Annotated in this window: 23 protein-coding genes; 11 read left to right on the top strand and 12 right to left on the bottom strand. The window is 60.4% G+C overall.

Going from position 1 to position 23371, the window contains the following annotated elements; translation table 11 throughout:
* Positions 1 to 49: 49 nt before the first annotated feature.
* Both M0D66_RS05100 and vapB read right to left on the bottom strand, forming a co-directional pair.
* Entirely contained in the window at positions 50 to 451 is a 402-nt protein-coding gene (locus M0D66_RS05100) for a type II toxin-antitoxin system VapC family toxin (protein WP_093635692.1), read from the bottom strand.
* Positions 451 to 684, bottom strand: coding sequence for a type II toxin-antitoxin system VapB family antitoxin (vapB, locus tag M0D66_RS05095; RefSeq protein WP_054034329.1), 234 nt, complete (start codon positions 682 to 684; stop codon positions 451 to 453). The genes M0D66_RS05100 and vapB overlap by 1 nt, the downstream gene beginning before the upstream one ends.
* 175 nt (positions 685 to 859) lie before the next feature.
* On the opposite strand from vapB, the gene M0D66_RS05090 reads away from it, so the two are divergent.
* Both M0D66_RS05090 and trxA read left to right on the top strand, forming a co-directional pair.
* Positions 860 to 1735 (top strand): pirin family protein, encoded by an 876-nt coding sequence (locus M0D66_RS05090; protein WP_093635690.1) that lies wholly within the window; start codon positions 860 to 862, stop codon positions 1733 to 1735.
* Between the two features lie 156 nt (positions 1736 to 1891).
* Entirely contained in the window at positions 1892 to 2740 is an 849-nt protein-coding gene (gene trxA, locus M0D66_RS05085; RefSeq protein WP_200565133.1) for a thioredoxin, read from the top strand.
* A gap of 12 nt (positions 2741 to 2752) precedes the next feature.
* On the opposite strand, the gene tcdA is transcribed toward trxA, so the two are convergent.
* The gene (tcdA, locus tag M0D66_RS05080; protein ID WP_200618239.1) at positions 2753 to 3622 is read right to left on the bottom strand and encodes a tRNA cyclic N6-threonylcarbamoyladenosine(37) synthase TcdA; all 870 of its coding nucleotides are present in this window, start codon (positions 3620 to 3622) and stop codon (positions 2753 to 2755) included.
* 245 nt (positions 3623 to 3867) lie between these two features.
* On the opposite strand from tcdA, the gene pdxH reads away from it, so the two are divergent.
* The 3 genes from pdxH to M0D66_RS05065 all read left to right on the top strand — a co-directional run bounded on the left by pdxH (position 3868) and on the right by M0D66_RS05065 (position 7335).
* Complete coding sequence (pdxH, locus tag M0D66_RS05075) at positions 3868 to 4509, top strand: pyridoxamine 5'-phosphate oxidase (RefSeq protein WP_093635686.1); 642 nt, start codon at positions 3868 to 3870, stop codon at positions 4507 to 4509.
* Between the two features lie 140 nt (positions 4510 to 4649).
* Positions 4650 to 5864 (top strand): cyclopropane-fatty-acyl-phospholipid synthase family protein, encoded by a 1215-nt coding sequence (locus tag M0D66_RS05070; RefSeq protein ID WP_266209207.1) that lies wholly within the window; start codon positions 4650 to 4652, stop codon positions 5862 to 5864.
* 103 nt (positions 5865 to 5967) lie between these two features.
* Positions 5968 to 7335: a DUF72 domain-containing protein gene (locus M0D66_RS05065; RefSeq protein WP_266209205.1), complete on the top strand. Its 1368-nt coding sequence runs from the start codon at positions 5968 to 5970 to the stop codon at positions 7333 to 7335.
* A 137-nt stretch (positions 7336 to 7472) separates the two neighbouring features.
* Here M0D66_RS05065 and msrA read toward each other — a convergent pair whose 3' ends face one another.
* Positions 7473 to 8021 carry a peptide-methionine (S)-S-oxide reductase MsrA gene (gene msrA / locus M0D66_RS05060; RefSeq protein ID WP_093635680.1) on the bottom strand — a complete coding sequence of 183 codons (549 nt, stop codon included), beginning with the start codon at positions 8019 to 8021 and terminating at the stop codon, positions 7473 to 7475.
* Between the two features lie 256 nt (positions 8022 to 8277).
* Between msrA and M0D66_RS05055 the strand changes: the two genes are divergently transcribed.
* The gene (locus M0D66_RS05055) at positions 8278 to 8787 is read left to right on the top strand and encodes a flavin reductase family protein (protein ID WP_093635678.1); all 510 of its coding nucleotides are present in this window, start codon (positions 8278 to 8280) and stop codon (positions 8785 to 8787) included.
* A gap of 89 nt (positions 8788 to 8876) precedes the next feature.
* Here M0D66_RS05055 and M0D66_RS05050 read toward each other — a convergent pair whose 3' ends face one another.
* Positions 8877 to 9386: an Lrp/AsnC family transcriptional regulator gene (locus M0D66_RS05050; protein WP_054034335.1), complete on the bottom strand. Its 510-nt coding sequence runs from the start codon at positions 9384 to 9386 to the stop codon at positions 8877 to 8879.
* A gap of 130 nt (positions 9387 to 9516) precedes the next feature.
* Between M0D66_RS05050 and kynB the strand changes: the two genes are divergently transcribed.
* From kynB to M0D66_RS05030, 4 genes are all read left to right on the top strand, one after another.
* Positions 9517 to 10155, top strand: coding sequence for an arylformamidase (kynB, locus tag M0D66_RS05045; RefSeq protein WP_093635676.1), 639 nt, complete (start codon positions 9517 to 9519; stop codon positions 10153 to 10155).
* Positions 10156 to 10231: 76 nt separating this feature from the next.
* The gene (gene kynU / locus M0D66_RS05040) at positions 10232 to 11482 is read left to right on the top strand and encodes a kynureninase (RefSeq protein ID WP_266209204.1); all 1251 of its coding nucleotides are present in this window, start codon (positions 10232 to 10234) and stop codon (positions 11480 to 11482) included.
* Between the two features lie 10 nt (positions 11483 to 11492).
* Positions 11493 to 12437, top strand: a complete 945-nt coding sequence (kynA, locus tag M0D66_RS05035) for a tryptophan 2,3-dioxygenase (RefSeq protein ID WP_211701975.1) — start codon at positions 11493 to 11495, stop codon at positions 12435 to 12437.
* Positions 12438 to 12830: 393 nt separating this feature from the next.
* Positions 12831 to 13316, top strand: a complete 486-nt coding sequence (locus M0D66_RS05030) for a hypothetical protein (protein ID WP_211701974.1) — start codon at positions 12831 to 12833, stop codon at positions 13314 to 13316.
* A gap of 103 nt (positions 13317 to 13419) precedes the next feature.
* Here the strand turns inward: M0D66_RS05030 and M0D66_RS05025 are convergent, their stop codons facing one another.
* The 7 genes from M0D66_RS05025 to M0D66_RS04995 all read right to left on the bottom strand — a co-directional run bounded on the left by M0D66_RS05025 (position 13420) and on the right by M0D66_RS04995 (position 21522).
* Positions 13420 to 14157, bottom strand: coding sequence for an SDR family oxidoreductase (locus tag M0D66_RS05025; protein WP_266209203.1), 738 nt, complete (start codon positions 14155 to 14157; stop codon positions 13420 to 13422).
* Positions 14154 to 15698 (bottom strand): FGGY-family carbohydrate kinase, encoded by a 1545-nt coding sequence (locus M0D66_RS05020; RefSeq protein ID WP_266209202.1) that lies wholly within the window; start codon positions 15696 to 15698, stop codon positions 14154 to 14156. The genes M0D66_RS05025 and M0D66_RS05020 overlap by 4 nt, the downstream gene beginning before the upstream one ends.
* 51 nt (positions 15699 to 15749) lie before the next feature.
* Entirely contained in the window at positions 15750 to 16844 is a 1095-nt protein-coding gene (locus M0D66_RS05015) for an alcohol dehydrogenase catalytic domain-containing protein (protein ID WP_266209201.1), read from the bottom strand.
* 34 nt (positions 16845 to 16878) lie between these two features.
* Positions 16879 to 17886 carry an ABC transporter permease gene (locus M0D66_RS05010; protein ID WP_054034672.1) on the bottom strand — a complete coding sequence of 336 codons (1008 nt, stop codon included), beginning with the start codon at positions 17884 to 17886 and terminating at the stop codon, positions 16879 to 16881.
* Complete coding sequence (locus tag M0D66_RS05005) at positions 17873 to 19393, bottom strand: sugar ABC transporter ATP-binding protein (protein WP_211701964.1); 1521 nt, start codon at positions 19391 to 19393, stop codon at positions 17873 to 17875. The genes M0D66_RS05010 and M0D66_RS05005 overlap by 14 nt, the downstream gene beginning before the upstream one ends.
* Positions 19394 to 19463: 70 nt before the next feature.
* Complete coding sequence (locus M0D66_RS05000; protein ID WP_266209200.1) at positions 19464 to 20417, bottom strand: ABC transporter substrate-binding protein; 954 nt, start codon at positions 20415 to 20417, stop codon at positions 19464 to 19466.
* Between the two features lie 124 nt (positions 20418 to 20541).
* The gene (locus tag M0D66_RS04995) at positions 20542 to 21522 is read right to left on the bottom strand and encodes an AraC family transcriptional regulator (RefSeq protein ID WP_093635656.1); all 981 of its coding nucleotides are present in this window, start codon (positions 21520 to 21522) and stop codon (positions 20542 to 20544) included.
* 387 nt (positions 21523 to 21909) lie between these two features.
* Between M0D66_RS04995 and dalD the strand changes: the two genes are divergently transcribed.
* Positions 21910 to 23322: a D-arabinitol 4-dehydrogenase gene (dalD, locus tag M0D66_RS04990; protein ID WP_266209199.1), complete on the top strand. Its 1413-nt coding sequence runs from the start codon at positions 21910 to 21912 to the stop codon at positions 23320 to 23322.
* The last annotated feature ends 49 nt before the right edge of the window (positions 23323 to 23371 follow it).

Raw genomic sequence — 23371 nt, 5'->3', positions numbered from 1 at the left:
CCGGCAGTTTAGCGGACGCCGCCTCACTCGGCAGTGCGTTAAAACGTAGTTAGCCGTTCAGCCAGTTTTCCACGCGTAACCCCGGATAGGCGGCGAAGTCGCGTTCGTTGTTGGTCACCAGCACCACGTCAAGCCCCACGGCATGTGCCGCGATCAGCTTGTCGAGTTGATCCTTCTTACGCTCGCGCGTCGCTTCGCGAATCGGACCGTACGCGCTTGCTGCCGCACTGTCGAACGGCATGACCAGAATGTCTTCGGCAAGCGCCGCCAGACTGCGGCGATCGCGCGCGCGGTTCGCCGATACCGCCACGCCATATTCGAGTTCCGCAAAGGTGATGGCCGACATCACCACGTCGCCAACCAGACATTGTGCAAAGCGCTTCGCGACCTGTTCCGGCTGGTTCTTCATCAGGTAGATGCAGATATTGGTGTCGAGCATGTAGCGCGGCATTACAAATCCTCGCGCTCGGCCTGCTCGTGATCACCACGACCTTCCGCCATGAAGTCGGGCCCAAATTTCGCGAATTTCTTGAGCACGCCAGTCAGCGGACGCCGCGTTGGACGGATCCGCAATTCTTCGCCGACCCGTTCGATTTCAACCTCGACGTCGGCCCGGTCGAAGGCCAATTCGGCTGGAATACGCACGGCTTGCGAATTGCCGTTGCGAAAGACTTTGGTGAGCATGCTGAACTCCTGCTGCGGATGTACGCTGTATGTACGAGCTAATACTATAGTTCTCCGCGCCGCCAATGTAAATACATGTGTGTACATTGGCAGCGCAGAATGCGGCCGCGGCCTCAACCGCAGTAGAATCATCCATTAAACAAAATCCAACCCACCCTTCCAGCCGAGCCTGCCCATGTCTTCCTCGATCAAAGCAGTTCTCAAACCTCATCTGCGCGACGTCGGCAGCCTCACCGTGCGGCGTGTGCTGCCGGCCATGGCTGCGCGCCTGATCGGCCCGTTCATCTTTTTCGACCACATGGGCCCCGCCACGCTCGACCCCGGCGTTGGGCTGGACGTGCGTCCGCACCCGCATATCGGCCTCGCCACCGTCACGTATCTGTTCGAAGGCTCGATCATGCATCGCGACAGCCTCGGCTCCGAGCAGAAGATCGTCCCGGGCGACGTCAACTGGATGACTGCCGGACGTGGCATCGTCCATTCCGAGCGCACGCCGGCTGAAGACCGCGCAAGCGGTCTCGCCATGCACGGCATCCAGACCTGGGTCGCGCTGCCGCTCGACGACGAAGACATCGAACCGTCCTTCGCTCATCATGCGGCGGACACGCTGCCGGTGGTCGAGCGCAACGGCGTCACGCTGCGCGTGATCGCGGGCACGGCGTTCGGCGAAACCTCGCCGGTCGCGACTTTTTCCGGCACGCTCTACGTGGCCGCCGAGTTCGCCCCGGGCGGCGCCTTCGCGCTTGAACCGGAACACGAGGAACGCGGTGTCTATCTGGTGGACGGCGATCTGGAGATCGACGGCACGCCGCTCGAAGTCGGCCAGATGGCCGTGCTCGCACTCGACGAAACTGTCACGCTGGCCAGCACCCACGGCGCGCGCGTGATGCTGCTCGGCGGCGAGAAACTGGATGGCGAGCGCTTTATCGAATGGAATTTCGTCGCCAGTTCGCGCGAGAAGATCGAAGCCGCGAAGCTGGCGTGGACCAATCAGGAGATGGGCAAGGTGCCCGGCGAAACCGAATGGATTCCGCTGCCGACAAGAAAATGAGCGAGCAAGGCGGCGCTCATTCGGTCGCCGCCGGCAAGCCCGCCGCTTGCGCGAGCATGTGTGGCCGCGGTGGGCTGCATCCGGCGCGTTGAACCATTGAATTCGCGGCATACGGCCCCATCTAGCCGACAAACCGTTTTTATCGACGAGGACGCAATGGACACCACTCTGGCCACTTTCGAACAGGACGTCATCACGGCGTCGACACTGGCCCCTGTGCTGGTCGATTTCTGGGCGCCGTGGTGCGGCCCCTGCAAGACGCTCGGCCCGATGCTCGAGAAGCTCGAAGCCGAAGCCGCCGGCAAATGGAAGCTGGTGAAGGTGAACGTCGACGAGAACCAGGAACTGGCCGCGCACTTCCAGGTGCGCAGCATTCCGCACGTCATGGCCTTTGCCGATGGCCAGCCGGTCGATCAATTCGTCGGCGTGCTGCCGGAAGGCCAGTTGCGCGAATTTATCGAGCGCCTCGTGCCGCAAGGCGCGGACGCGGCACGTCTTGAAGCGCAAGCCGCGTTGGCCGAAGGGCGTCGTGAGGATGCGTATGACGCACTGCAAGCTGCCCTCGCCTACGACCCAGGCTTCGACGAAGCGCGCATGGATCGCATCGAAATGCTGCTCGAAGATAATCGCATCGACGAAGCGCGCAATGAAGTCGACCTGCTGTCGCCGAAAACCACGCAAGGGATCGACGCCCGCTTCAACGCGATCAAGACACGGCTTGATGCGGTAGACGCGGCGGCTGACCTGCCGCCTACGGATGCACTCGAAGCCAAAGTCGCAGCAAATCCGGACGATCTCGAAGCACGCTTCGATCTGGCTAGCGCGCTTATCGCCCGCCGCAAATATGAAGGCGCGCTCGAGCATTTGCTAGCCATCGTGCAGCGCGACCGCACATTCCGCGACGACATCGGCCGCAAGACGATGCTGTCGGTGTTCGATCTCGCCGCGCATCAGCCGGAGCTGGTGTCGCAATGGCGGCGCAAGCTAAGCGCTTTGCTGTATTAACTGGCTGTCCGTTCAGGCGCGGCGAACGAGCCGCGCCTGCTCCGCCAACGCCCGCAACACATGCGCGGCAGCAGCAAAGCCGAAGCTCGCGGTCACGCATACGCTCGACCCAAATCCCGCACAGTTCAAACCCACTGGTCCCGTATGTCCCGGCGACGTCGTGACGTGCTCCGCTTCCTCATCGATATCGCAAACAGCGGCTTCCGGATAGATTAGCGGCTCGTCGGAATACACTGCGCTCACCTTAAACTTCGCCTTCGGGCCACGCGGAAAACCATGCTGTTTGCGCAACTGCCCGCGCACTTTTGACAGCAACGGGTCCTGGATGGTCAACGCGAGATCGTCGATCCGGATACGCGTCGGGTCCAGTTGGCCGCCCGCGCCGCCCACCGTAATCAACGGCTGCTTCTTCTCGACACACCACGCGATCAACGCGGTCTTGGTGCGCACACTGTCGATCGCATCGATCACGTAATCGAAACCACCGCCGAGCGTCGCCGCAAAATTGTCCGGCTCGACAAAGTCTTCAATCAGCCGCACGTCGCAGAACGGATTGATTGCCGCGATGCGTTCGGCCATCGCCTCGACCTTCGGTTTTCCGTAGTTGCCGTCCAGCGCATGGATCTGGCGGTTAGTGTTGCTCTCGGCAACATTGTCGAGGTCGATCAAGGTCAGCGTGCCGACCGCGCTGCGCGCCAACGCCTCGGCCACCCACGAGCCAACCCCGCCAATGCCGATCACAGCGACATGGGCCCCTTCGAACGCAGCGAGCGCCGGCGCGCCGTACAGGCGGGCAATGCCGCCGAAGCGCCGCGCGCGATCGGCGGTTTCACTCCCGTCGAGGCTGGTAGTAAGATCGGACTGCGCGGTGGGGCTGGACATGGTGGAAGGCTCGTTCAAAGCAGGCAAAACATAGAGTGGCAAAAAACGCTCAGGCACACTCGAGCGTTCGCAGCCCGTATTTTGCCTGATCGCGACGATCCACATGGCTGCACCCACTCAGGCACAAACGGCCGCAAAACATTGTGGTGTGGATGTCCACACAGCCCAGCGGGGCTTGACCTGGTCGCGCGCAAAAAATTCAAGCCCTGGCTATACTGGTTAGACTGAAGCGTTCGCATAAGAACATGACCTCACTCGCCGAACTTCGAAAAAACTATTCGCTGGGTTCTTTGGACGTTGCCAATATCAACCGCAACCCGTTTCGTCAATTCGACGCGTGGTTTCAGCAAGCGGTAGACGCCCAACTGCCCGAACCGAATACGATGACGCTGGCCACCGTCGACTCGCGTGGCCGGCCGTCGGCGCGCATCGTGTTGATCAAAGGTGTGGACGAGCGCGGCTTTGTGTTCTTCACCAACTACGAAAGCCGCAAGGGCCGCGAACTGGCCGCCAATCCCTACGCGAGCCTGCTGTTCTACTGGATCGAACTCGAACGCCAGGTGCGCGTTGAAGGCCGCATCGTCAAAACCAGCCCGGAAGAAAGCGATACGTATTACGCGTCGCGTCCGCTTGGTTCACGCATCGGCGCGTGGGCATCCAATCAAAGTCAGGTAATTGAAAGCCGCTCGCAGCTCGAAACACGCGAACGCGAAATCAGCCTGCAATACGGCGACCAGCCACCGCGCCCACCACACTGGGGCGGTTATCGTTTGGTACCCGAAGCAATCGAATTCTGGCAGGGCCGACCGTCGCGTCTGCACGACCGTCTGCTCTTCACGCGTTCAAGCGAAAGCAGCGACTGGCAAATCTCCCGCCTATCGCCTTGAATCGGAATACAACACGTATGCGCGTTGCCAACGCAGCAACGCGCGACGGCCGGATTGCGCCTCGCGGTATGGGAGTTGCACCGCAGTGAGCTGCGATCCACACAGGCTTTGCTTTAGTTCAACGGACACGGAGAAATCACATGTTCTGGGAGAAAAAGCTGGCGCAGTGGGTGGAAGACGTAAAAACCAAGGCTAACCTGCCAGCACGCCTTGTGTTGTGGGACGGTCAGCAACATGACTTCGGGCAGTTCGCCGCGCCTCAGGTCACGCTACATGTCAAAAGCGCCACGGCGCTGCCCTATCTGCTCGAACCGAGCCTCGACAATCTCGGCGAGGCGTACGTGAAGGGCAAGATCGACATCGAAGGCAAGCTGTCGGACATCATCAACGTCAGCTACCAGCTGGCGCGCAACACCGTCACCAGCGCGAGCAAGCTGGCGCGCGTGCGGCGCTACTTCCAGCACTCGAAGTCGTCGGACAAGAAGGCCATTCAGTATCACTACGACGTCTCGAACGAGTTCTACAAGCTGTGGCTCGACGAGAACATGGTGTACTCGTGTGCGTACTTCGAGAATGGCGACGAAGATCTCGCCACCGCGCAGATCAAGAAGATCGATCACATCCTCACCAAGATCCAGTTGCAACCGGGGCAGCGCCTGCTCGATATCGGCTGCGGCTGGGGTGCGCTCGTGCTGCGCGCGGCTCAGAAGTTCGGCGCGAAGTGCGTGGGTGTGACGCTGTCGCAGAACCAGTTCGATCTCGCCACCGCACGCGTGGAAGCCGCGGGTCTGGAAAACCAGATCGAGATTCGTCTGCAGGATTACCGCGACGTCGAAGGGCAATTCGATCGCATCACCAGCGTCGGCATGTTCGAGCACGTCGGCCGCAAAAATCTGCCGGGCTACTTCAAGAAGATCCACGATCTGCTCGTCGACGACGGCGTCGCCATGAATCACGGCATCACGTCGAGCGATTCGGACAGCGGCGAAACCGCGCTAGGCGGCGGCGAATTCATCGACCGTTACGTGTTCCCGGACGGCGAGCTGCCGCATATCGGCCTTGCGCTCGAAGCAATGCAGCGCGGTGGACTCGAAGCGGTTGACGTCGAAAGCCTCCGCCGTCACTATGCGCACACGCTGGACATCTGGGCGGAAAACTTCGAGGCGCATGCGGACGAAGCCCGCACGCTGGTCGACGACGAAAAATTCCGCATCTGGCGCGTGTACCTCGCCGGTTGTGCGTACGCATTCGAAACCGACGACGTCTCGATCTACCAGGTGGTGTGCCGCAAAGCCGGCCGCAGCGCGAAAACCTTGCCGTGGTCGCGTCGCTATATGTACGACAAATCACTGTGATACGGTTGCGCCACGGCGATGTGCCGTGGCTGCGTGCCGGGTCTACGTGCATTGCGTAGGCGGCCCGACACGGCGCAAACCTTAAACAGCAGGTCGAACATCGATGGACCAGAGCGGGACAAGTGAAGTTGAACAGCCGGTGAGCGGCGAGCAGGACACACAGGCCGATGCACCGCAGTTCGATCTGTTCGGGATGCCGGTCGAGCAGGTACCGGCATCGGCGGCGCCCGCCGCTGCCACCCCGGCAAAGGTCGACGAAACGGCACAGCTCGAGCGGCGGCGGCAGCCGCGCGCAAAGAAGAGCGCCACCACCCTCTGGCATGAAGATGACGCGCCATCGGCGCCCATCGCCGACGCCGACTCCAGCTCAACACCGTCTGCCCCGGATACGCCGAAGAAACGCCGTACCCGCGACGTGCTCGCCGCTCCGCCCTCTGCTGAACTCCTGGCGCTCGCCGCCGAACTGCCGGCGCAGATCCACCTCGGTACGTCGACATGGTCGTTTCCGGGCTGGAACGGCATTGTCTACGGCGACGAGTACAGCAACAGCAAACTCTCGCGCGAAGGTCTGACGGCCTACGGCGCGCATCCGCTGCTAAAGACTGTCAGCATCGACCGGTCGTTTTATCAGGCGCTCACCGTTACCGAATACTTGCGCTACGCGCAGCAAGTGCCGGAGCACTTCCGCTTCATCGTCAAAGCGCCGATGACGATCACCGACGCCACCGTGCGCGCCGAACGCGGCGAGCCGGTTTCGTTGAACCCGTGCTTCCTGAACGCGCAAATGGCAATCGACGAATTCGTCGCACCATGTCTCGAAGGCCTCGGTACGAAAGCCGGTGCGCTGGTGTTCCAGCTCTCGCCGCTGCCAGACCAGATGCTCGCGCAACCGGCGGTGTTCATCGAGCGACTCGCCGAGTTCCTGACGGCGTTGCCGAAGCTGCCCGAGGGCACGTGCTATGCGATCGAAATCCGCGATGGGAGTTTGCTCACGCCGCGCTTTATCCGCACGCTAAAGGCGGCGGGCGTGCGGTATTGCGTGGGGATTCATGCACGGATGCCGGATCCGCTGCGCCAGGCGGCGGCGCTCGCGCTACTGGACGGCGAGCCGGCCGGCCCGCTGATCGTGCGCTGGAGTTTGCACGGCGGCTTCAAATACGAACAGGCGAAAGCCAAGTACGAACCGTTCAACCAGCTGGTCGATCAGGACCCGTCGACCCGCGCGGCGCTCGCCGAGCTGGCCGCGCGCTATGCGCTGGCCGGCCAGCCGGTGGTGATCGCGATCAACAATAAGGCGGAGGGGTCGGCGCCGTTGAGTTGCGTGGAACTGGCGCGGGAGATTATTGAAGCGTATGCACGGCTTGCTCACGAGCACGAACATGAGCATGACCATGACCAGGTGCAAACGCGCCCGGAGTCAGAGCCCGATTCGAACGAGAATGGGCGGCAAGAAGGCGACGAGGAAGGCTGAGCGGCGGCGCAACGCCCACGCGTGGCGAGCCATCTGAGGTCACGTGGCTCGCCGAGCCGCCACTTAAACGCCGGCGGCCCAAGTCGAAACCTGAACCGCCGCCCGTCCCGCGATCAGACCTCCACCGCCGCGCCGACTCAGCTCGCCTTGATCCGATGCGCGAACTTCTGACGAAACTTCGCGACCTTCGGCGCCACGACAAACGAGCAGTACCCCTGATTCGGATGCTGCGCGAAGTAGTTCTGGTGATACGCCTCAGCCGCCCAGTAATTACCGTCGAGCGGTAGCACCTGGGTGACGATCTGGCCGTCGTAGATACCCTGTTCACCGATCTCGCGAATCGCTTGCAGCGCCGTTTCACGCTGCGCGTCGGAGTGGGTAAAAATCACCGAGCGGTACTGCGTGCCGACATCGTTGCCCTGCCGGTTCAACTGGGTCGGATCGTGGATCGCAAAAAAAATATCGAGAATCTCGCGATAGCTGATCTTCGCCGGATCGAAGTCGACGTTCACGACTTCCGCGTGGCCCGTCACGCCGTCGCACACCTGTTCATAGGTCGGCCGCTGGGTCTGGCCGCCCGCGTAGCCCGACTCCACCGAGTTCACGCCTTCGACGCCCAGATACACCGCTTCGAGGCACCAGAAACACCCGCCACCGAGGGTGGCGACTTCGCCTGTCTGACTCATGCTGCTTGCTCCTTGATACTCATAGTCGGCCGATGCCGGTCCCAGTTAACCGCAACGCTCATGCCACCACCAAGACTTTCCAGCTTAGCGGTTTTTCCATTAACCGGCAGGTGTCGCGGCCAGTCCACCGCGATTGCAGTTAAAATTGGGGCAAATCGACGATTTTCACTATGACTTTTGAATCATTTGTTTCCGGCCGCACGCGCGATGGGTTCACTCCGGGGTTCACCCGGTTTGCGCCGAAGGCTTCCGCCCGATGAAGCGCGCCAGCCCGCCCAACTTCGACCAGCCCGCCTTTAAACAGGCGCTCAGCCAATTCGCCACCGGCGTCACCGTCATCACCACGCGTGCGGCGTCCGGCCAATTGATCGGCATCACGGCCAGCTCGTTCAATTCGGTTTCGCTCAATCCGCCGCTGGTGCTGTGGAGCCTCGCCACGCGCTCGGCGTCGATGCAGGTGTTCCGGGCGAACAGTCACTACGTGGTCAACGTGCTGGCCGCGTCGCAGCTCGATCTGTGCAAGCGCTTTGCGACCGTGAAGGGCGATCGTTTCGAAGGTGTCTCGCACGCCGAAGGCGACACCGGCATGCCGGTGCTCGACGGCGCGCTCGCCTGGTTCGAATGCCATAACCGCAGCCGCTACGAAGAAGGCGACCACGTGATTTTCGTCGGCGAAGTGGAGCGCTGCGGCGTCCACGAGAGTGCCGCGGAGATTGCGCCGCTCGTCTTCCACAGCGGTCAATTCCACGGACTCAAGCCGCTCTGAACGCGGCGCCGCTGTGTTTTAACAGCGGCCCGCAAGCGGGTAAAACCGGCTACACGGCCAACCGAAGCAAGCTGACCAGCAACTCGCACTCAGCTGTGTGGCGCGCTATGTCCGGTAGTTTTCGGCACCAGCGACACCGGTACGCCCGAATCTTCTTTCAACGTCTGCAGCACGATATTCGAACGAATATCCATCACGCCCGGCGCCTTATAGAGGCGTTGCAGCACGAAATCCGAATAGTGTTTGAGATTGTGGGCGAGCACCCGCAGCAGATAATGGGTTTCGCCGGTCACGACAAACGCACCGACCACTTCCGGCCAGTCCCGCACCGCCTCCGCAAAACGCTCGTGCCAGTTCTCCTGGTCGTTGCGCATCGACACCTGCACGAACGCTTCCAGTTCAAAACCCAGCACTTCGCGATTCAGACACGCACGGTAATGTTCGATGACGCCCTGCTCTTCCAGCAGGCGCAGGCGTCGTAGACAGGCCGATGGCGAAAGCGAAATGCGCTCCGCCAAGTCGAGATTGCTGATCCGTCCTTCTTGCTGAAGCACCGTCAAGATACGGCAATCGGTGGCGTCGAGCGAGATCGCGTTCATATTCGGTCTCCCTTTCCCATTTGACTCAAATTATGTTCCAAGACACGGCTCAGAAGGAGATTTTTTCGCAATCACATTTCGCGCCAAGCCACCTATCATTCCCGGATAGACACAATCCGCAGATGGAGACATGGACACACTCTGGGACATCACCCCCGCCGTCGATACCGCGACGCCCGTCTGGCCCGGCGATACGCCGGTCGGCATCGAACGCGTGTGGCGCATGGAGGCGGGCTCGCCCGTCAACGTCGCGCGGCTGACCTTGTCGCCGCATACCGGCGCCCACACCGACGCCCCGCTTCACTACGACGCCGAAGGCGCGGCGATCGGCCAGGTTGCGCTCGATGCGTACCTTGGACGCTGCCGCGTAATTCATTGCATCGGCGCTTCGCCTGTTGTCACGCCACAACACCTGAGCGGCTCGCTCGACGACCTGCCGCCGCGAGTCTTACTACGCACTTACAAAAACGCGCCGACTACGGTCTGGGATAGCGCGTTCTGCGCGGTTGCGCCGGAAACGATCGACCTGCTGGCAGCGAAAGGGGTGAAGCTGATCGGCATCGACACGCCGTCGCTCGATCCGCAGGAATCGAAGACGATGGACGCGCACCATCGCATTCGCGCGCATCGTATGGCGATTCTCGAAGGCATCGTGCTGGATGCCGTCGCGCCGGGCGACTACGAACTGATCGCGCTGCCGCTGAAGCTGACCACGCTCGATGCGAGCCCCGTGCGCGCCGTGTTGCGCGCGCTGCCCGAGTCTCGCTGATCGGCGACGCTCTGCAAACTGAATCACTGCACTCATCGCATCCACCGAATTCCCTGATCTGACTGACTGGACCACCATGAACACTCGTGAAGAAGCATTGGCGCTGGATAGCGCCGACCCGCTCGCAACGCTGCGCGACCAGTTCGCGCTGTCATCGACGACCATCTATCTCGACGGCAACTCGCTCGGCGTGCCGCCGGCCGCTGCCGCGCAGCGCGCGCAGACCGTGATCGGCGCCGAATGGGGCGAAGGTCTCATCCGCAGCTGGAACACCGCCGGATGGTTCGAATTGCCGCGCCGTCTTGGCAACAAACTCGCGCCGTTGATCGGTGCGGCTGACAACGAAGTCGTTGTCACGGATACGATTTCGATCAATCTGTTCAAACTTTTGTCGGCTGCCCTGCGGGTGGCGAATGCGCGCGATCCGAAGCGTCGCGTGATCGTTTCTGAGCGCTCGAATTTCCCGACCGATCTGTATATCGCGCAAGGGCTGATCGAACAGCTCGACCGCGGTTATGAGCTGCGCCTCGTTGACGATCCGTCCGAGTTGCCCACCGCGATTGGCGACGACACCGCGATCGCGATGATCACTCATGTGAATTACCGCACCGGCTATATGCACGACATGGCCGCGCTGACCAAACTGATCCACGACAAGGGCGCGCTCGCGCTGTGGGACCTCGCGCATTCGGCGGGTGCAGTGCCGGTCGACCTGAATGGCGTTGGGGCTGACTACGCGGTGGGCTGCACGTATAAGTATCTGAATGGTGGCCCGGGTTCGCCGGCGTTCGTGTGGGTGCCGAAGCGGCATCAAAACGATTTCTCGCAGCCGCTGTCCGGCTGGTGGGGTCATCGTGCGCCGTTCAAGATGGACCCGGCGTATCAACCTGACGATGGCATCGGCCGCTTCCTGTGCGGCACACAACCGATGGTGTCGATGTCGCTGGTCGAATGCGGTCTCGATGTGTTCCTGCAAACGGATATGCAGACGATCCGCGCGAAGTCGCTCGCGTTGACCGATTTGTTTATCGAACTGGTCGAAGCGCGTTGCAGCGAATTTCCTTTGAAGCTTGTAACGCCGCGTGAGCATGCGCAGCGTGGTTCGCATGCGAGCTTCGAGCATCCACATGGTTATGAGGTGATGCAAGCGTTGATCGCGCGCGGCGTCATCGGCGACTATCGCGAGCCGCATGTGTTGCGGTTTGGCTTTACGCCGCTGTACACGCGCTTTGTCGATGTGTGGGATGCGGTCGAGACGTTGCGCGAGGTGCTTACGCAAGAGACCTGGCGGGCACCTGAATTTGCCGCTCGCGGCGCTGTGACCTAAGGAGCGCGCGATGACCGATCATATGCAAACGCCGGGATTGCCGGAAGAAAAACCGGCGCAAGGGTGTCCGTTTGGGCATGGCAGTGGGGTTGCTCCTTCGGCGTCTGCTACGGCCACTGCTGCCGCCGATTCCGGCGACGGCTGGCATGACGCGCAGCTCGATTTTTCGGAGTCGATGAGTTACGGCGACTATCTTTCGCTGGGGACGGTGCTGGATGCGCAGCATCCGTTGTCGCCGGATCACAACGAGATGCTGTTCATCATCCAGCATCAGACGAGTGAGTTGTGGATGAAGCTCGCGCTGTATGAATTGCGCGCGGCGCTGAAGGCGGTGCATCGCGACGAGTTGCCGCCGGCGTTCAAGATGCTCGCTCGTGTGTCGCGGATCATGGAGCAGCTCGTGCAGGCATGGAGCGTTCTCGCGACGATGACGCCGTCCGAGTACACCGCGATGCGGCCTTATCTGGGTAGCTCTTCCGGGTTCCAGTCTTATCAGTATCGGCAGATTGAGTTTTTGCTCGGCAATAAAAATGAGCAGATGCTGAAGCCGCATGCACATCGGGCAGATGTTCTTGCTGAGGTGACGGCTTCGCTGGAAGCGCCTTCGTTTTACGATGAAGTTGTTCGACTGCTGGCGCGGCGTGGGTTTGCGATTTCACCTTCCAGATTGGATCGGGATTGGACGCAGCCGACTACGCATGATGCTTCCGTTGAGGCGGCGTGGTTGGAGGTTTATCGGAATCCGTCGCAGCATTGGGAGTTGTATGAAATGGCGGAGGAACTTGTCGATCTCGAGGATGCGTTTCGACAGTGGCGGTTCAGGCATGTGACTACGGTTGAACGGATTATTGGGTTCAAGCAAGGCACGGGTGGTACGAGTGGCGCGCCTTATCTCCGGAAGATGCTCGATGTGGTTTTGTTTCCTGAGCTTTGGCATGTGAGGACGATGCTTTAAGCGTCTTCGTTTCGTTGCCAATGCTCGATGCATTGAGCGTGTTCATGCAATGCGCGGTGCACGCGCAGACGCACAGGTCGCAATGTAAAGATTGGTCACAGTTTGTGTTTTTAGCCTGTGTGGTTGATCGTCTTAAAAAACGGTTGGGTTAGATTTCTATGTGCCGTCGGACAAGACGGCTGGGTGTGAGAGCCCGAAGCAACGAAACGCACTACTTCTGAAAGTAGGTAGTGTTCAATCACGCACGCCGTTCCTATGGGCGGGTCGTGGTGAGTGGGTCGCAAGGCTCGCCGGTTTCGTTTTGTTGCCCGGTCTCTCAAACTCGCTACGTGCCCGCTCACCCCATCTGTTAGAGAGTGTCGGGCGTTTCAGGAACACATCGGAAATCGCACCATGACCAAAACCACCAAGAAGACTCAAACGGCATCACGACCGCCCGTTGATGCGCTCCAGTACGAAAAGCTCGCACTGTCGGCTTTTGGAGCATGCGATCGACAAATCCGACAGCTTCGAACACTGATCGATCTCGCGGCGAGCATCACCCGATGCCCAGCTACGACGGTTGAAGAAAGACGCAGTGAGCGCAACCTGCTGGAACACCTGCTCTATACCGTCGAGCAATACCAGCAGGAAGTTGAATGCGACCGCGACCTGTACCAGGTGATTGCGCTGGATGCTAAGGGGGTTGCTCATAGTCGCATCACCGCCAAGCTTGCGACGAAGCTTCTCTCGGATGCTGCGGAGGCGGGACGGGAAGCAGCTTCAGCTGCGGCCGAAGCTGAAGCTGCATCAGACAAAGCGGTGACGCGTAAGCGGGAGCGCGTAAGGACTGCTGCGTGCGCGCGGGCTGATGCACAGCAGACGGCAGTGAAGCACTAGGGTGAAGTGGCGGCTACGATGCCGCAGCAAAGCAAAAGGCGCGAATTGTCCGCGCCTTTTTTATGCAAACGCACGAACCACCAGCGCCGAGCAGATAGACCAATCACCTAGCGGTATACCCCCCATCAATCGGCAAACAAACCCCGCTAATCATCGAAGCCGCATCGCTCAACAAGAACATAATCGGCGCAGCAACCTCAGCGGACTCCGCGAAGCGGTGCAGCGGAATCGCCTTCAACGCAGGATCGCGTTTCGCAGGATCACTCCACGCCTGCACGGCCATTGGCGTCAACGTCACCGTAGGATTGACGCTATTCACCCGGATACCGTATGGCCCCAACTCGATACACAAAGCCCGCGTAACAGCATCGAGCGCCGCCTTGGAAGCCGAGTAACTCAAATGGTCATCCAGCGCCACGAGCGCAGCCTGACTGGAAACGTTCACGATGCTGCCAGCGCGCTTCGCATCGATCATCCCGCGAGCCACGTGTTTGGCAACCAGTACCGCTCCGCGCGCATTCACCCCCATCACACGATCGAAACTCGCGCCGGTCGTATCCACCGCACGCTCAAGCAAAGCAATCCCCGCGCAGTTCACAAGCCCATCAAACGCCTCAAGCGAGCCCAATGCGTCATCAATAGCGGACTCATCGCTCACATCGAGCATCATCGGTTCGCAGCCCGTTTCTTCTGCCAGACGAGCAAGCTCATTCACATTCCGCGCCGCAGCGACCACACTCGCGCCGGAAGCACACAACGCTTCCACCGTCGCGCGCCCAATTCCACTCGACGCACCCGTCACAAGAATCGAGTGACCAGAAAAATCAAAAGTAGCATTCATGATGTCTGCAACCGATGCATGACCGGCTTCAACGCCGGATACAAATCCGTATAAACGCCGAACCGTTGCTCATACAGCGCCATCCGTTGCGCGTTCGGCTCTGCACGTTCAATCAGCGTGACCCATCCGTTCTGCGCTTCTTCACGCGATACCAGACCGACACCGACACCCGCCAGCAACGCCGCCCCCATCGCTGCCTCCACGTCCTGCTCGATCGTATAGACCGGATAGCCGGTAATGTCCGCAATGATCTGCATCCACAAATCCGAATGCGCGGCGCCGCCCACGACGATCAACTTGTCATCCAACGATTGCGCGCCTTTACGTCCCGCTTCGATGTTGTGCTTCAACGCGAACGACACGCCCTCCAGCACCGCGCGATACAGATGTGCCCGCGTGTGATACAGGCTCAGGCCGACAAACGCCCCACTCGCCTTCGCATCCCACACGGGGCTTCGTTCTCCCATCAAATACGGCAAGAACATCACACCATCAGAGCCTGCGGGAATCTGAGAAGCACTTTCTTCAAGCAAGCGATGCGGATCTCCATTCGGCATCGCACGCGCCGCCTCGGTCTCCGCATGACAGAACTGCTCCCGATACCACGTCACCGAAGCGCCCGCCGTAATCGCACCACCGAAGACATAAATATCGCGTTGACCGTTGAACACATGCGGCATGCTGATCAACCCATGCCGCGCATCGACGGTCTGATTGATATACCCCCAGCACATACTCGTACCGATCATCGCAACGTGCTGCCCAGCACGCGTGACGCCCGCGGCAAACGTCGCCACCGCTGCATCCACACCGCCCGCAACGATCGCCGTGCCCGCCTCCAATCCAAGCTGCTCGGTCCATTGCGACAACAACCCGCCCACCACGTCCGACGATTCCACCAACCGCTCCGGCATCATCGTTGCGGGAATGCCGAGCATGTCGAGCGCTTCGTCCGACCAGTCGCGTTTCGCGATATCGTAGATGCCGCCGATATTGCCCGCCGAACTATGATCGACGGCGACTTCACCGGACAGCATATAAATCACGTAAGCGTTCGGCGGCAGGAAGTAACGCGTATGCGCCCAGATTTCCGGCTCGTGATCGCGCAGCCACAGCATCTTCGTGTAACCGTAGTAGCTGTCCACACCGTTGCCCGTGATCGCATACAAGCGCTCGAGGTCGATGTTTTTACGCACCCACTCGACCTGATCGGTCGCACGCCGGTCCATCCAGATCAGGCACGGATAAAGCGGTCGCATATCGCTATCGACGGGAATTCCCGAGCCGCCATACAGACTGCTCACGCACACCGCCTTGATCGACTTCGCCGCGACACCCGCCTCCTTCGCCTTACGCACGCAAGCCGCAATACACTCCACCACAGCCTTCAACCACACTGCCGGCCATTGCTCGGCCCATAGCGGCTTGGGCGTGTCCGGCTGATAGCTCGACGCATGCTGCGCGACGATCGCGCCGTGCTGATCGACCAGCAAAGCCTTGGTGCTCTGCGTGCCGATATCGACGCCGATGACGTAGTCCATACAGTCTCCGTTTATATGCCGCTCGTCCTTGCCTCGCGCCGCGCCAAGCGCTCAGGCACGCGGCTTCATCAATACCTTGATCGAATCGAGCGAGTTAGCGACCTTGATCGCTTCGTCCCATTCTTCCAGCGAAAAGCCGTGCGTGACAATACCCTTCGACGTCACGAGCCCGCGCGCCAGCAAATCGATCGCAATCGGATAACAGTATGGACCCAGATGCGCGCCGCGCACATCGAGTTCCTTGCGGTCGCCGATCACCGACCAGTCCAGCGTCGTATCCGAACCGAACACGGAAAACTCGACGAAGCGCCCAAGCTTGCGGATCATCTCCATGCCCTGATTGACGCCGATCGGCGCGCCGGTGGTTTCGATGTAGACGTCGCAACCATAGCCATCGGTCAGCGAATGAACGATCGCCAATGCGTCTTCCTGTTTCGGATTGATCGTCACATCCGCGCCGTATTCACGCGCGAGTGCCAGACGCTCTTCAACCAGATCAATCACTACGAGTTTCTTCGGCGTTTTCAGATGCGCGACCTGCGTCATCATCAGGCCAAGCGGCCCCGCTCCGGCGATCACTACCACATCGTCGAGTTGCAAATCACCGCGGTTCACCGTGTGGATCGCGCAAGCAAGCGGTTCAATGATCGCCGCGTCTTCGAGCGAGATGCCGTCGGGAATCTTGTGGACGATTGCGGTCGGCGGAATGCGCATATATTCGGCCATACCGCCGTCCGCGACTTCGCGCTGGAAACCGAAAATGTTGTGCACCTCACACATCCAGTACTGGCCGGATTTGCAATAACGGCATTTGCCACACGGCACAATCTGTTCGGCGATCACGCGGTCGCCGATCTTTACGCCGAAGTGATCGGCCGCACCCTCGCCGATTTCTTCGACGAAACCGAAGAACTCGTGGCCCGGAATCACCGGCGCTTTGACCCATGGGCTCGGGCCGCCCCAAAACATCTTCGCGCCAGAATGACACTTACAGTCGCTCGCGCAGATACCGCACGCGGCGATTCGGATCACCAGCTCATGCGCGCGGGCCTTGGGCTTGGACACCTGTTCGACGCGATAGTCTTTCGGTGCGTGGCAGACGATCGCCGTCATTTCCTGCTTATCGGATTGCGTGGATTGAGTCATTGCATGGTCCTGCTAAAAGGAGGTCGTTTGAGAGTTACTTTCTACGGTCGCGGCTGATGTAGATCGCCAGCAAAATAATTCCACCCTTGATCACGTTCTGCACATAAGGATTCACGCCGACCATGTTGAGGCCGTTGTTCAACACACCCAGTAGCAACGCGCCGATCAGAGTGCCGATGATCGAGCCGCGTCCACCGGAAATCGAGGTACCACCCATCACCACGGCGGCGATGGCATCGAGTTCGAAACCGACGCCTGCGTTCGGCTGGCCGCTCATCAAGCGTGCAGTCAACACGATGGCGGCGAAGGAGGACGTCAAACCAGCAATCGAGTAGACGATCAACTTCACGCGAGCCACACGCACACCGGACAGACGCGTCGCCTGTTCGTTGCCGCCAATCGCATACACATAGCGGCCGAACGGCATCCGTTCGAGCAATACCCAGGCGATCGCATAGATCACCACCATGATCACAACCGGCGCCTGAATACCGAGGATCTTGCCGCTGCCGAAGAAACTGACCCACTCAGGCAGGCCGTCGATCGGATAACCGCCCGTGTAGATCAACGCGAGACCACGAGCGATCCCCATCGTCGCGAGCGTGACGATGATCGGCGGCATACCGGCGAACGCGACGAAGAATCCGTTCGCAGCACCGAAGCCCAAACCGACCGCGATGCCGACCGCCAACGCAGCCACTGCGTTCATCCCGGCTACCATCAAGCCCGCGGCAAGCGTGCCCGCCAAAGCCATCACGGAGCCAACCGACAGATCGATACCTCCAGTCAGAATCACGCACGTCATCCCGACAGCAATGATCGCGTTGATCGACACCTGGCGCAGCACGTTCTCCAGATTCGCAGCGGAGAGAAAACTGTCGCTCGCGAATACCATCACGATGCACACCACCAGCAGGCCGATGAACGGATAGAACAGCGTCGAGCGTTTCAACGCGGCCCACGTAAAGCGCACCGGTGCGCCCGGCGTGTCACTACTGACAGTCGACGTTTTCGGCGATGAAGAAGGATTAGGCGTGTTCATGAGCTGCTCCACGGGTGCCGGCTGTTGCATAGGTCATCACGGCGTTCGAGTCGATCTCGCCGCCTTCGAGCATCGCTTCGATGCGGCCCTGCCGGAACACGGCGACGCGGTCGCACATGCCGACGATCTCCGGCAATTCGGACGAGATCATGATGATCGAGTAGCCGCGCGCGGTGAGTTCGCGCATCAGCAGATAGATTTCGGCTTTGGCGCCGACGTCGATGCCGCGCGTCGGTTCGTCGAAGATGAGAATGTTGGTGTGGTGATTCAGCCAACGCGCGATCACCACCTTTTGCTGATTGCCGCCTGAGAGCGTCGCGACTTCGGTGTGCATCGTCGGAGCTTTGACGCCGACGCGCTTCATGATGTCCGCAGTCGCGCGCGCTTCGCTCCGCTGATCGATGAAGAAACGTAGCGAGCGGTATTTGCCGAGGTTGTTGATCGAGATGTTCTGCTTGATCGAGAAATCGGTGATCAGACCTTCGGTCTTGCGGCTCTCGGGAAGAATGCCGACGCCTGCGCGCAGGGCATCGGCGGGATCGGATAGTTTTTCGGCTGTGCCGTTGATGCGGATTTCTTTCACATAAGCCGGGTCAGCGCCGATCACTGCCAGCGCTGTCTCCGTGCGGCCCGAACCGACCAGTCCCGCGAAGCCGAGAATCTCGCCTTCACGCAAATTGAAGCTCAGCACCGGACTATCTTTCAGCAACTGCAGCTTTTCGACGTCGAGCACGATCTTCGCATCGGTACGCAGTGGAGGCTTCGGCGGAAAGCTGTTTTCGATGCGACGCCCCACCATCATTTCGACGAGACGGCTCACATCGGATTGCGCGACCTCCGTCATGCCGACGTACTGACCGTCGCGCAATACGGTAATGCGATCGCAAACCTCGAAGATCTCTTCCAGGTGATGCGAGATAAAGATCATCGCGACGCCCTGCGTCTTCAGGTCACGCATGATCGCAAACAGGTGTTCCGCTTCGGCAGGTGTGAGCGTCGCAGTCGGCTCATCCAGAATCAGAATGCGTGCCTCTAAAGACAACGCCTTGCCTATTTCAACGAACTGCTGCTGCGCGACCGACAACTCCCGAATCGGCACCGACAAGTCGATCGCCACGCCCAGCCGTTGAAAAATCGCCGCAGCTACGCGCCGCATCTTGCCGCGTTCAAGCAAACCCAAACCGTTCTTCAATTCACGGCCGAGAAACATGTTCTCAACCGCGTTCAGATACGGAATCAGGCTGAACTCCTGAAACACGATACCCACGCCCGCGGCGACCGCATCGTGGTAGTTCGTGAAGTGCCGCACTTCGCCCGCGATCGTGATCGTGCCTTCATCCGGCTGATAGATGCCGCACAGAATTTTCATCAACGTGGATTTACCCGCGCCGTTTTCGCCGAGCAACGCGTGAATCTCACCGCGTGCGATTTCCAGGTGAATGCCTTGCAACGCCTTCACACCGGGAAAGCTTTTGGTGATGTTGTCGAGCTTGAGTATCGTGTCCATCGGGTCCTCCTCTGCTGCTCGTCGCCATGTTCATCGAAGAAGCACATGCACATGGCAACGAGCATTCGGCTTACCAGCTGAAGCCCTTGGCATTGCTCTTGTCGATTATCTTCACGTCGACCGGAATCGCCTTCGGCACATTGGCGCCCCACTTCTTCGCGAGCGCAATGCCGAGCGCGATACGCACCTGGTCGGCCGGGAACTGCGCGGACGTTTCGATGAACTTCGAATTCGGCTTCTGGATCGCGGCAATCGCTTCCGGCGCACCGTCGACGCTGGTCAGCTTGATATCCTTGCCCGACGATTCGATCGCCGAGAGCGCGCCCATCGAGCCACCGTCGTTCACGCTGAACACGCCCTTCAGATTCGGATGCGCCTGAATCATGTTCTCGGTGACGGACAACGCAGTCGCGCGTTCCTGCTTACCGTTCTGCGTATCCACGAGTTTGATGCCCGGCACTTTCGCGAGCGCCGCCTTGCAGCCCCGCACACGCTCGAGAATCGGCACCACCGGAATGCCATCGAGGATCGCCACCTCGCCGCTGCCGCCAATCGACTTCGCCAGATACTCACAGGCCATCTCACCCGCATCGTAATTCTTCGACCCGACGAACGAATCAACCGGACCGTTCGCGTTCGCATCAACAGCAACCACCACCACGCCCGCCTTCTTCGCCGACGTCACCGCCGATTGAATGCCGGTCGAATCGGTCGGATTCACGAGCAGGATGTCGATCTTCTTTTGCAACATATCTTCGACGTCGCTGACCTGCTTGCTGACGTCATGATGCGCGTCGGTCACGACCACCGTCGCGCCGATCGACGCCGCCGCATCGTTCAGCGCCTTTTGCATCGTTACGAAGTACGGGTTGTTCAACTCCTGAAATGTCATGCCGATCTTTAGCGGCGCGGCAAGTGCAGCCGGCGCGGCGATAAACGAAAGACCGAATGCAAGCGTCGCCAACGCAGCCGTGCTGCGCGCGAAGGTCTTCAACGATGTCTGCTTCGAAGTGGATTGCGTCATGGTTGTCTCCGTTATTAAAACTGTTCGATGAGATGAGCACGTCCCTCACGCTGTCTGTGGACAGCGCGATAGGCGTTAAAACGCGGGTGAAGTAAAACGCTTCGGCAAGAAGCCTGGTGGAGAACTACGTCGGTGGATAAGCAGCCGCGGCGCTGCGTGGCAAACCTGGCGCAAGCACGATCGCAGGCGCATTGTCGATGCCGGCGCCGCGCGCGGCGGCTTCTTCGGAAGCGTCGCGGCTTGCGTCGTTCAGTTGCTGATAGCGACGGAATTTCGAAGGCGCCATGCCTTTGACCGCGAGGAACTGCCGGTTGAAATTCGACAGGTTGTTAAAGCCCGCCTTGAAGCAGATATCGGTGACGCTCAGTTCTTCGTCCGTGAGCAGTTGGCATGCGAGGTTGATACGCATGCGGTTCACGTACTGCACGAACGGCAGCCCTGTATGACGGCGGAAGTAACGCGAGAACGCACTCACGCTTTGGCCAGCGAGTTGCGCCAAGTCCGATTCGCGCAGATCGTTGGACAGGTTCTTGCCGATATACGAGAGCGCGTGATTGATGCGCGTCGACGCGAAACCGGTCGGGTCGGCCTGATAGGCGGGACTCGCGAGCGTCTCGCGGTCCTCGGCGTTCATCAGGATCTCGAGCATCGACATGAACAGCACGAGACGGCGCAGTCCGCGCGCCGCCAACAATTCGAGGAACAACGGCTGGATCGCTGCACTCGTTTCCGCACCGAACGACACGCCACGGCGCGAATCGGCGAGCAATGCTTCGACCTGGCGCCACTCAGGAAAACTGCCCATGCAACTCGACACGAACTCCTGCCCGAACTGAACGACCAGATTGCGCTGCGCAATCGTCTCGCCCTCCGGCACGTCGCTAACCCAGTTGTGCGGCAGGTTCGGCCCCATCAACACGAGGTTGCCAGGCGTAAAGCTGCTGATGTGATCGCCGACGAACATCTTGCCGGTCGTCGCCACGATCAAGTGAATTTCGTATTCCGGGTGAAAGTGCCAACGCACCGTGCGATACGGATAGCCGTGCGACCACACTTTGAAGGATTCGTCGCGCCGTACGGCGACGACTTCCAGATCGGGTTGCATTCGCGTCTTCCTCCATGAAGCGGCGTGCTGCGGGTGCCGCTGAACTTCATCTTGTATAGCGAAAAGTAGCCCTCTAGCGGCTGATCCACCACTAAAAATCAAACCGCAGACCGATACTTTTTTGCATTCGGGTTAGTCCTGGCGCGGTGAAAGTCAAATTTGATGCAATGCAATACGCACCGCGAGACACGTCCCATAACGCCCCGGCGTCACACGAGTCACGCCGGAAGTCCCGCCACGCCGCGCTGCGCCACGAAAAGCCCGCTACGTCGCCTTGACATTCGTTCCGCCGGGTACGATCATTCGCTCACAGATAGAGCAAATGCTCCACCCCAAGAAAAAACGCACGCGCCGAGCCGTGCGATCAAGGACACTCAGGAGACGCACATGAACAGCGGGCAAGGCAGCGGCGCGGCCGCACACGTGATCCTGCACATCGGCGCGGGATCGTTTCATCGCGCGCATCAGGCGTGGTATCTCCATCGGTTGAACGAGGCGAAGGTGGCGGGCGAACCGCACTGGTCGCTGACGGTGGGCAATATCCGCAGCGACATGAACGCCGTGCTCGACGCGCTCGCCGCGCAAAACGGCGTCTATACACTCGAGACCGTCACGCCGCAGGGCGAGCGCGCGTACGAGACGATTCGTTCGATCGAGCGCGTGGTGCCGTGGACCGAGAGTCTCGATGCGCTGATCGACGCGGGCGCCGATCCGGCCTGCAAGATCATTGCGTTCACCGTGACCGAAGGCGGCTATTACCTCGACGAACACGACGAACTCGACACAGCCAATGCCGATCTCGCGGCTGATCTGAAAGGCGGTCACACCACAATCTACGGCGCGCTCGCGGCGATTCTCGACGCACGCATGAAGCGCGGCGCCGGCCCAGTCACGCTGCAGACCTGCGATAACCTGCGTAGTAACGGCGAGCGTTTTCATGCGGGCATGAGCGAGTTTCTCGAACGGCGCGGCGCGGACGATCTGGCGCAATGGTTCGACGACAACACCGCGTGCCCGAGTTCGATGGTCGACCGCATTACGCCGCGTCCGACGCCCGACGTGCGCGAACGGGTCAAAGCCGCCACCGGTGTCGACGACGCTTGCCCGGTGATGGGCGAATCCTTCATCCAATGGGTAATCGAAGATCGCTTCATCGCCGGACGCCCCGCGTGGGAAAAGGTCGGCGCGGAACTGGTCGACTCGGTGCTGCCGTACGAGGAAGCGAAGATCCGCATCCTCAACGCCACGCATAGCTGCATTGCGTGGGCAGGCACGCTGGTCGGACTGACCTACATCCACGAAGGCACGCTCGATCCGGACATCAACAAATTCGCCTTCGACTACGTGACCGAAGACGTGATTCCGTGCCTCACACCGAGTCCACTCGATCTCGAACGCTATCGCGACGTGGTGCTCGAACGCTTCGGCAATCCCTACATCCAGGACACCAACCAGCGCGTCGCGGCCGACGGCTTTTCGAAGCTGCCCGGCTTTATCGCGCCGACGCTCGCCGAATGCTTCGAACGTGGCGTCACGCCTTCGGCGACGGCGATGTTGCCGGCGCTGTTCTTCCGCTTCCTCGAACGCTGGAACGCCGGCACACTGCCGTATGCGTATCAGGACGGCGTGATGGATGAAAAAGTTGCGCGCGGCTTCTTTAGCGCGCCTGATCCGTTGCAGGCGTTCGCCGCTGACCGCCTGCTCTGGGGCAGCATGGCGCAGACATCGGAATTGGAATCGGCGTTGGCGGGCGCGTTGGCGCGTGTCGACGTATGGCTGGCCAAACGCGGCGCGGCCTGACCCGCGCTGTATCAAATCACGCGAAACACGCCGGTGCCAGGCTTAATGC

Origin of the sequence: Paraburkholderia sp. SECH2 (assembly GCF_030464795.1) — a bacterium.
Taxonomy (GTDB): Bacteria; Pseudomonadota; Gammaproteobacteria; order Burkholderiales; family Burkholderiaceae; genus Paraburkholderia; species Paraburkholderia aspalathi.
The sequence above is the reverse complement of the archived record's forward strand: the minus strand, read 5'-3'. Positions and strand labels throughout refer to the sequence as shown.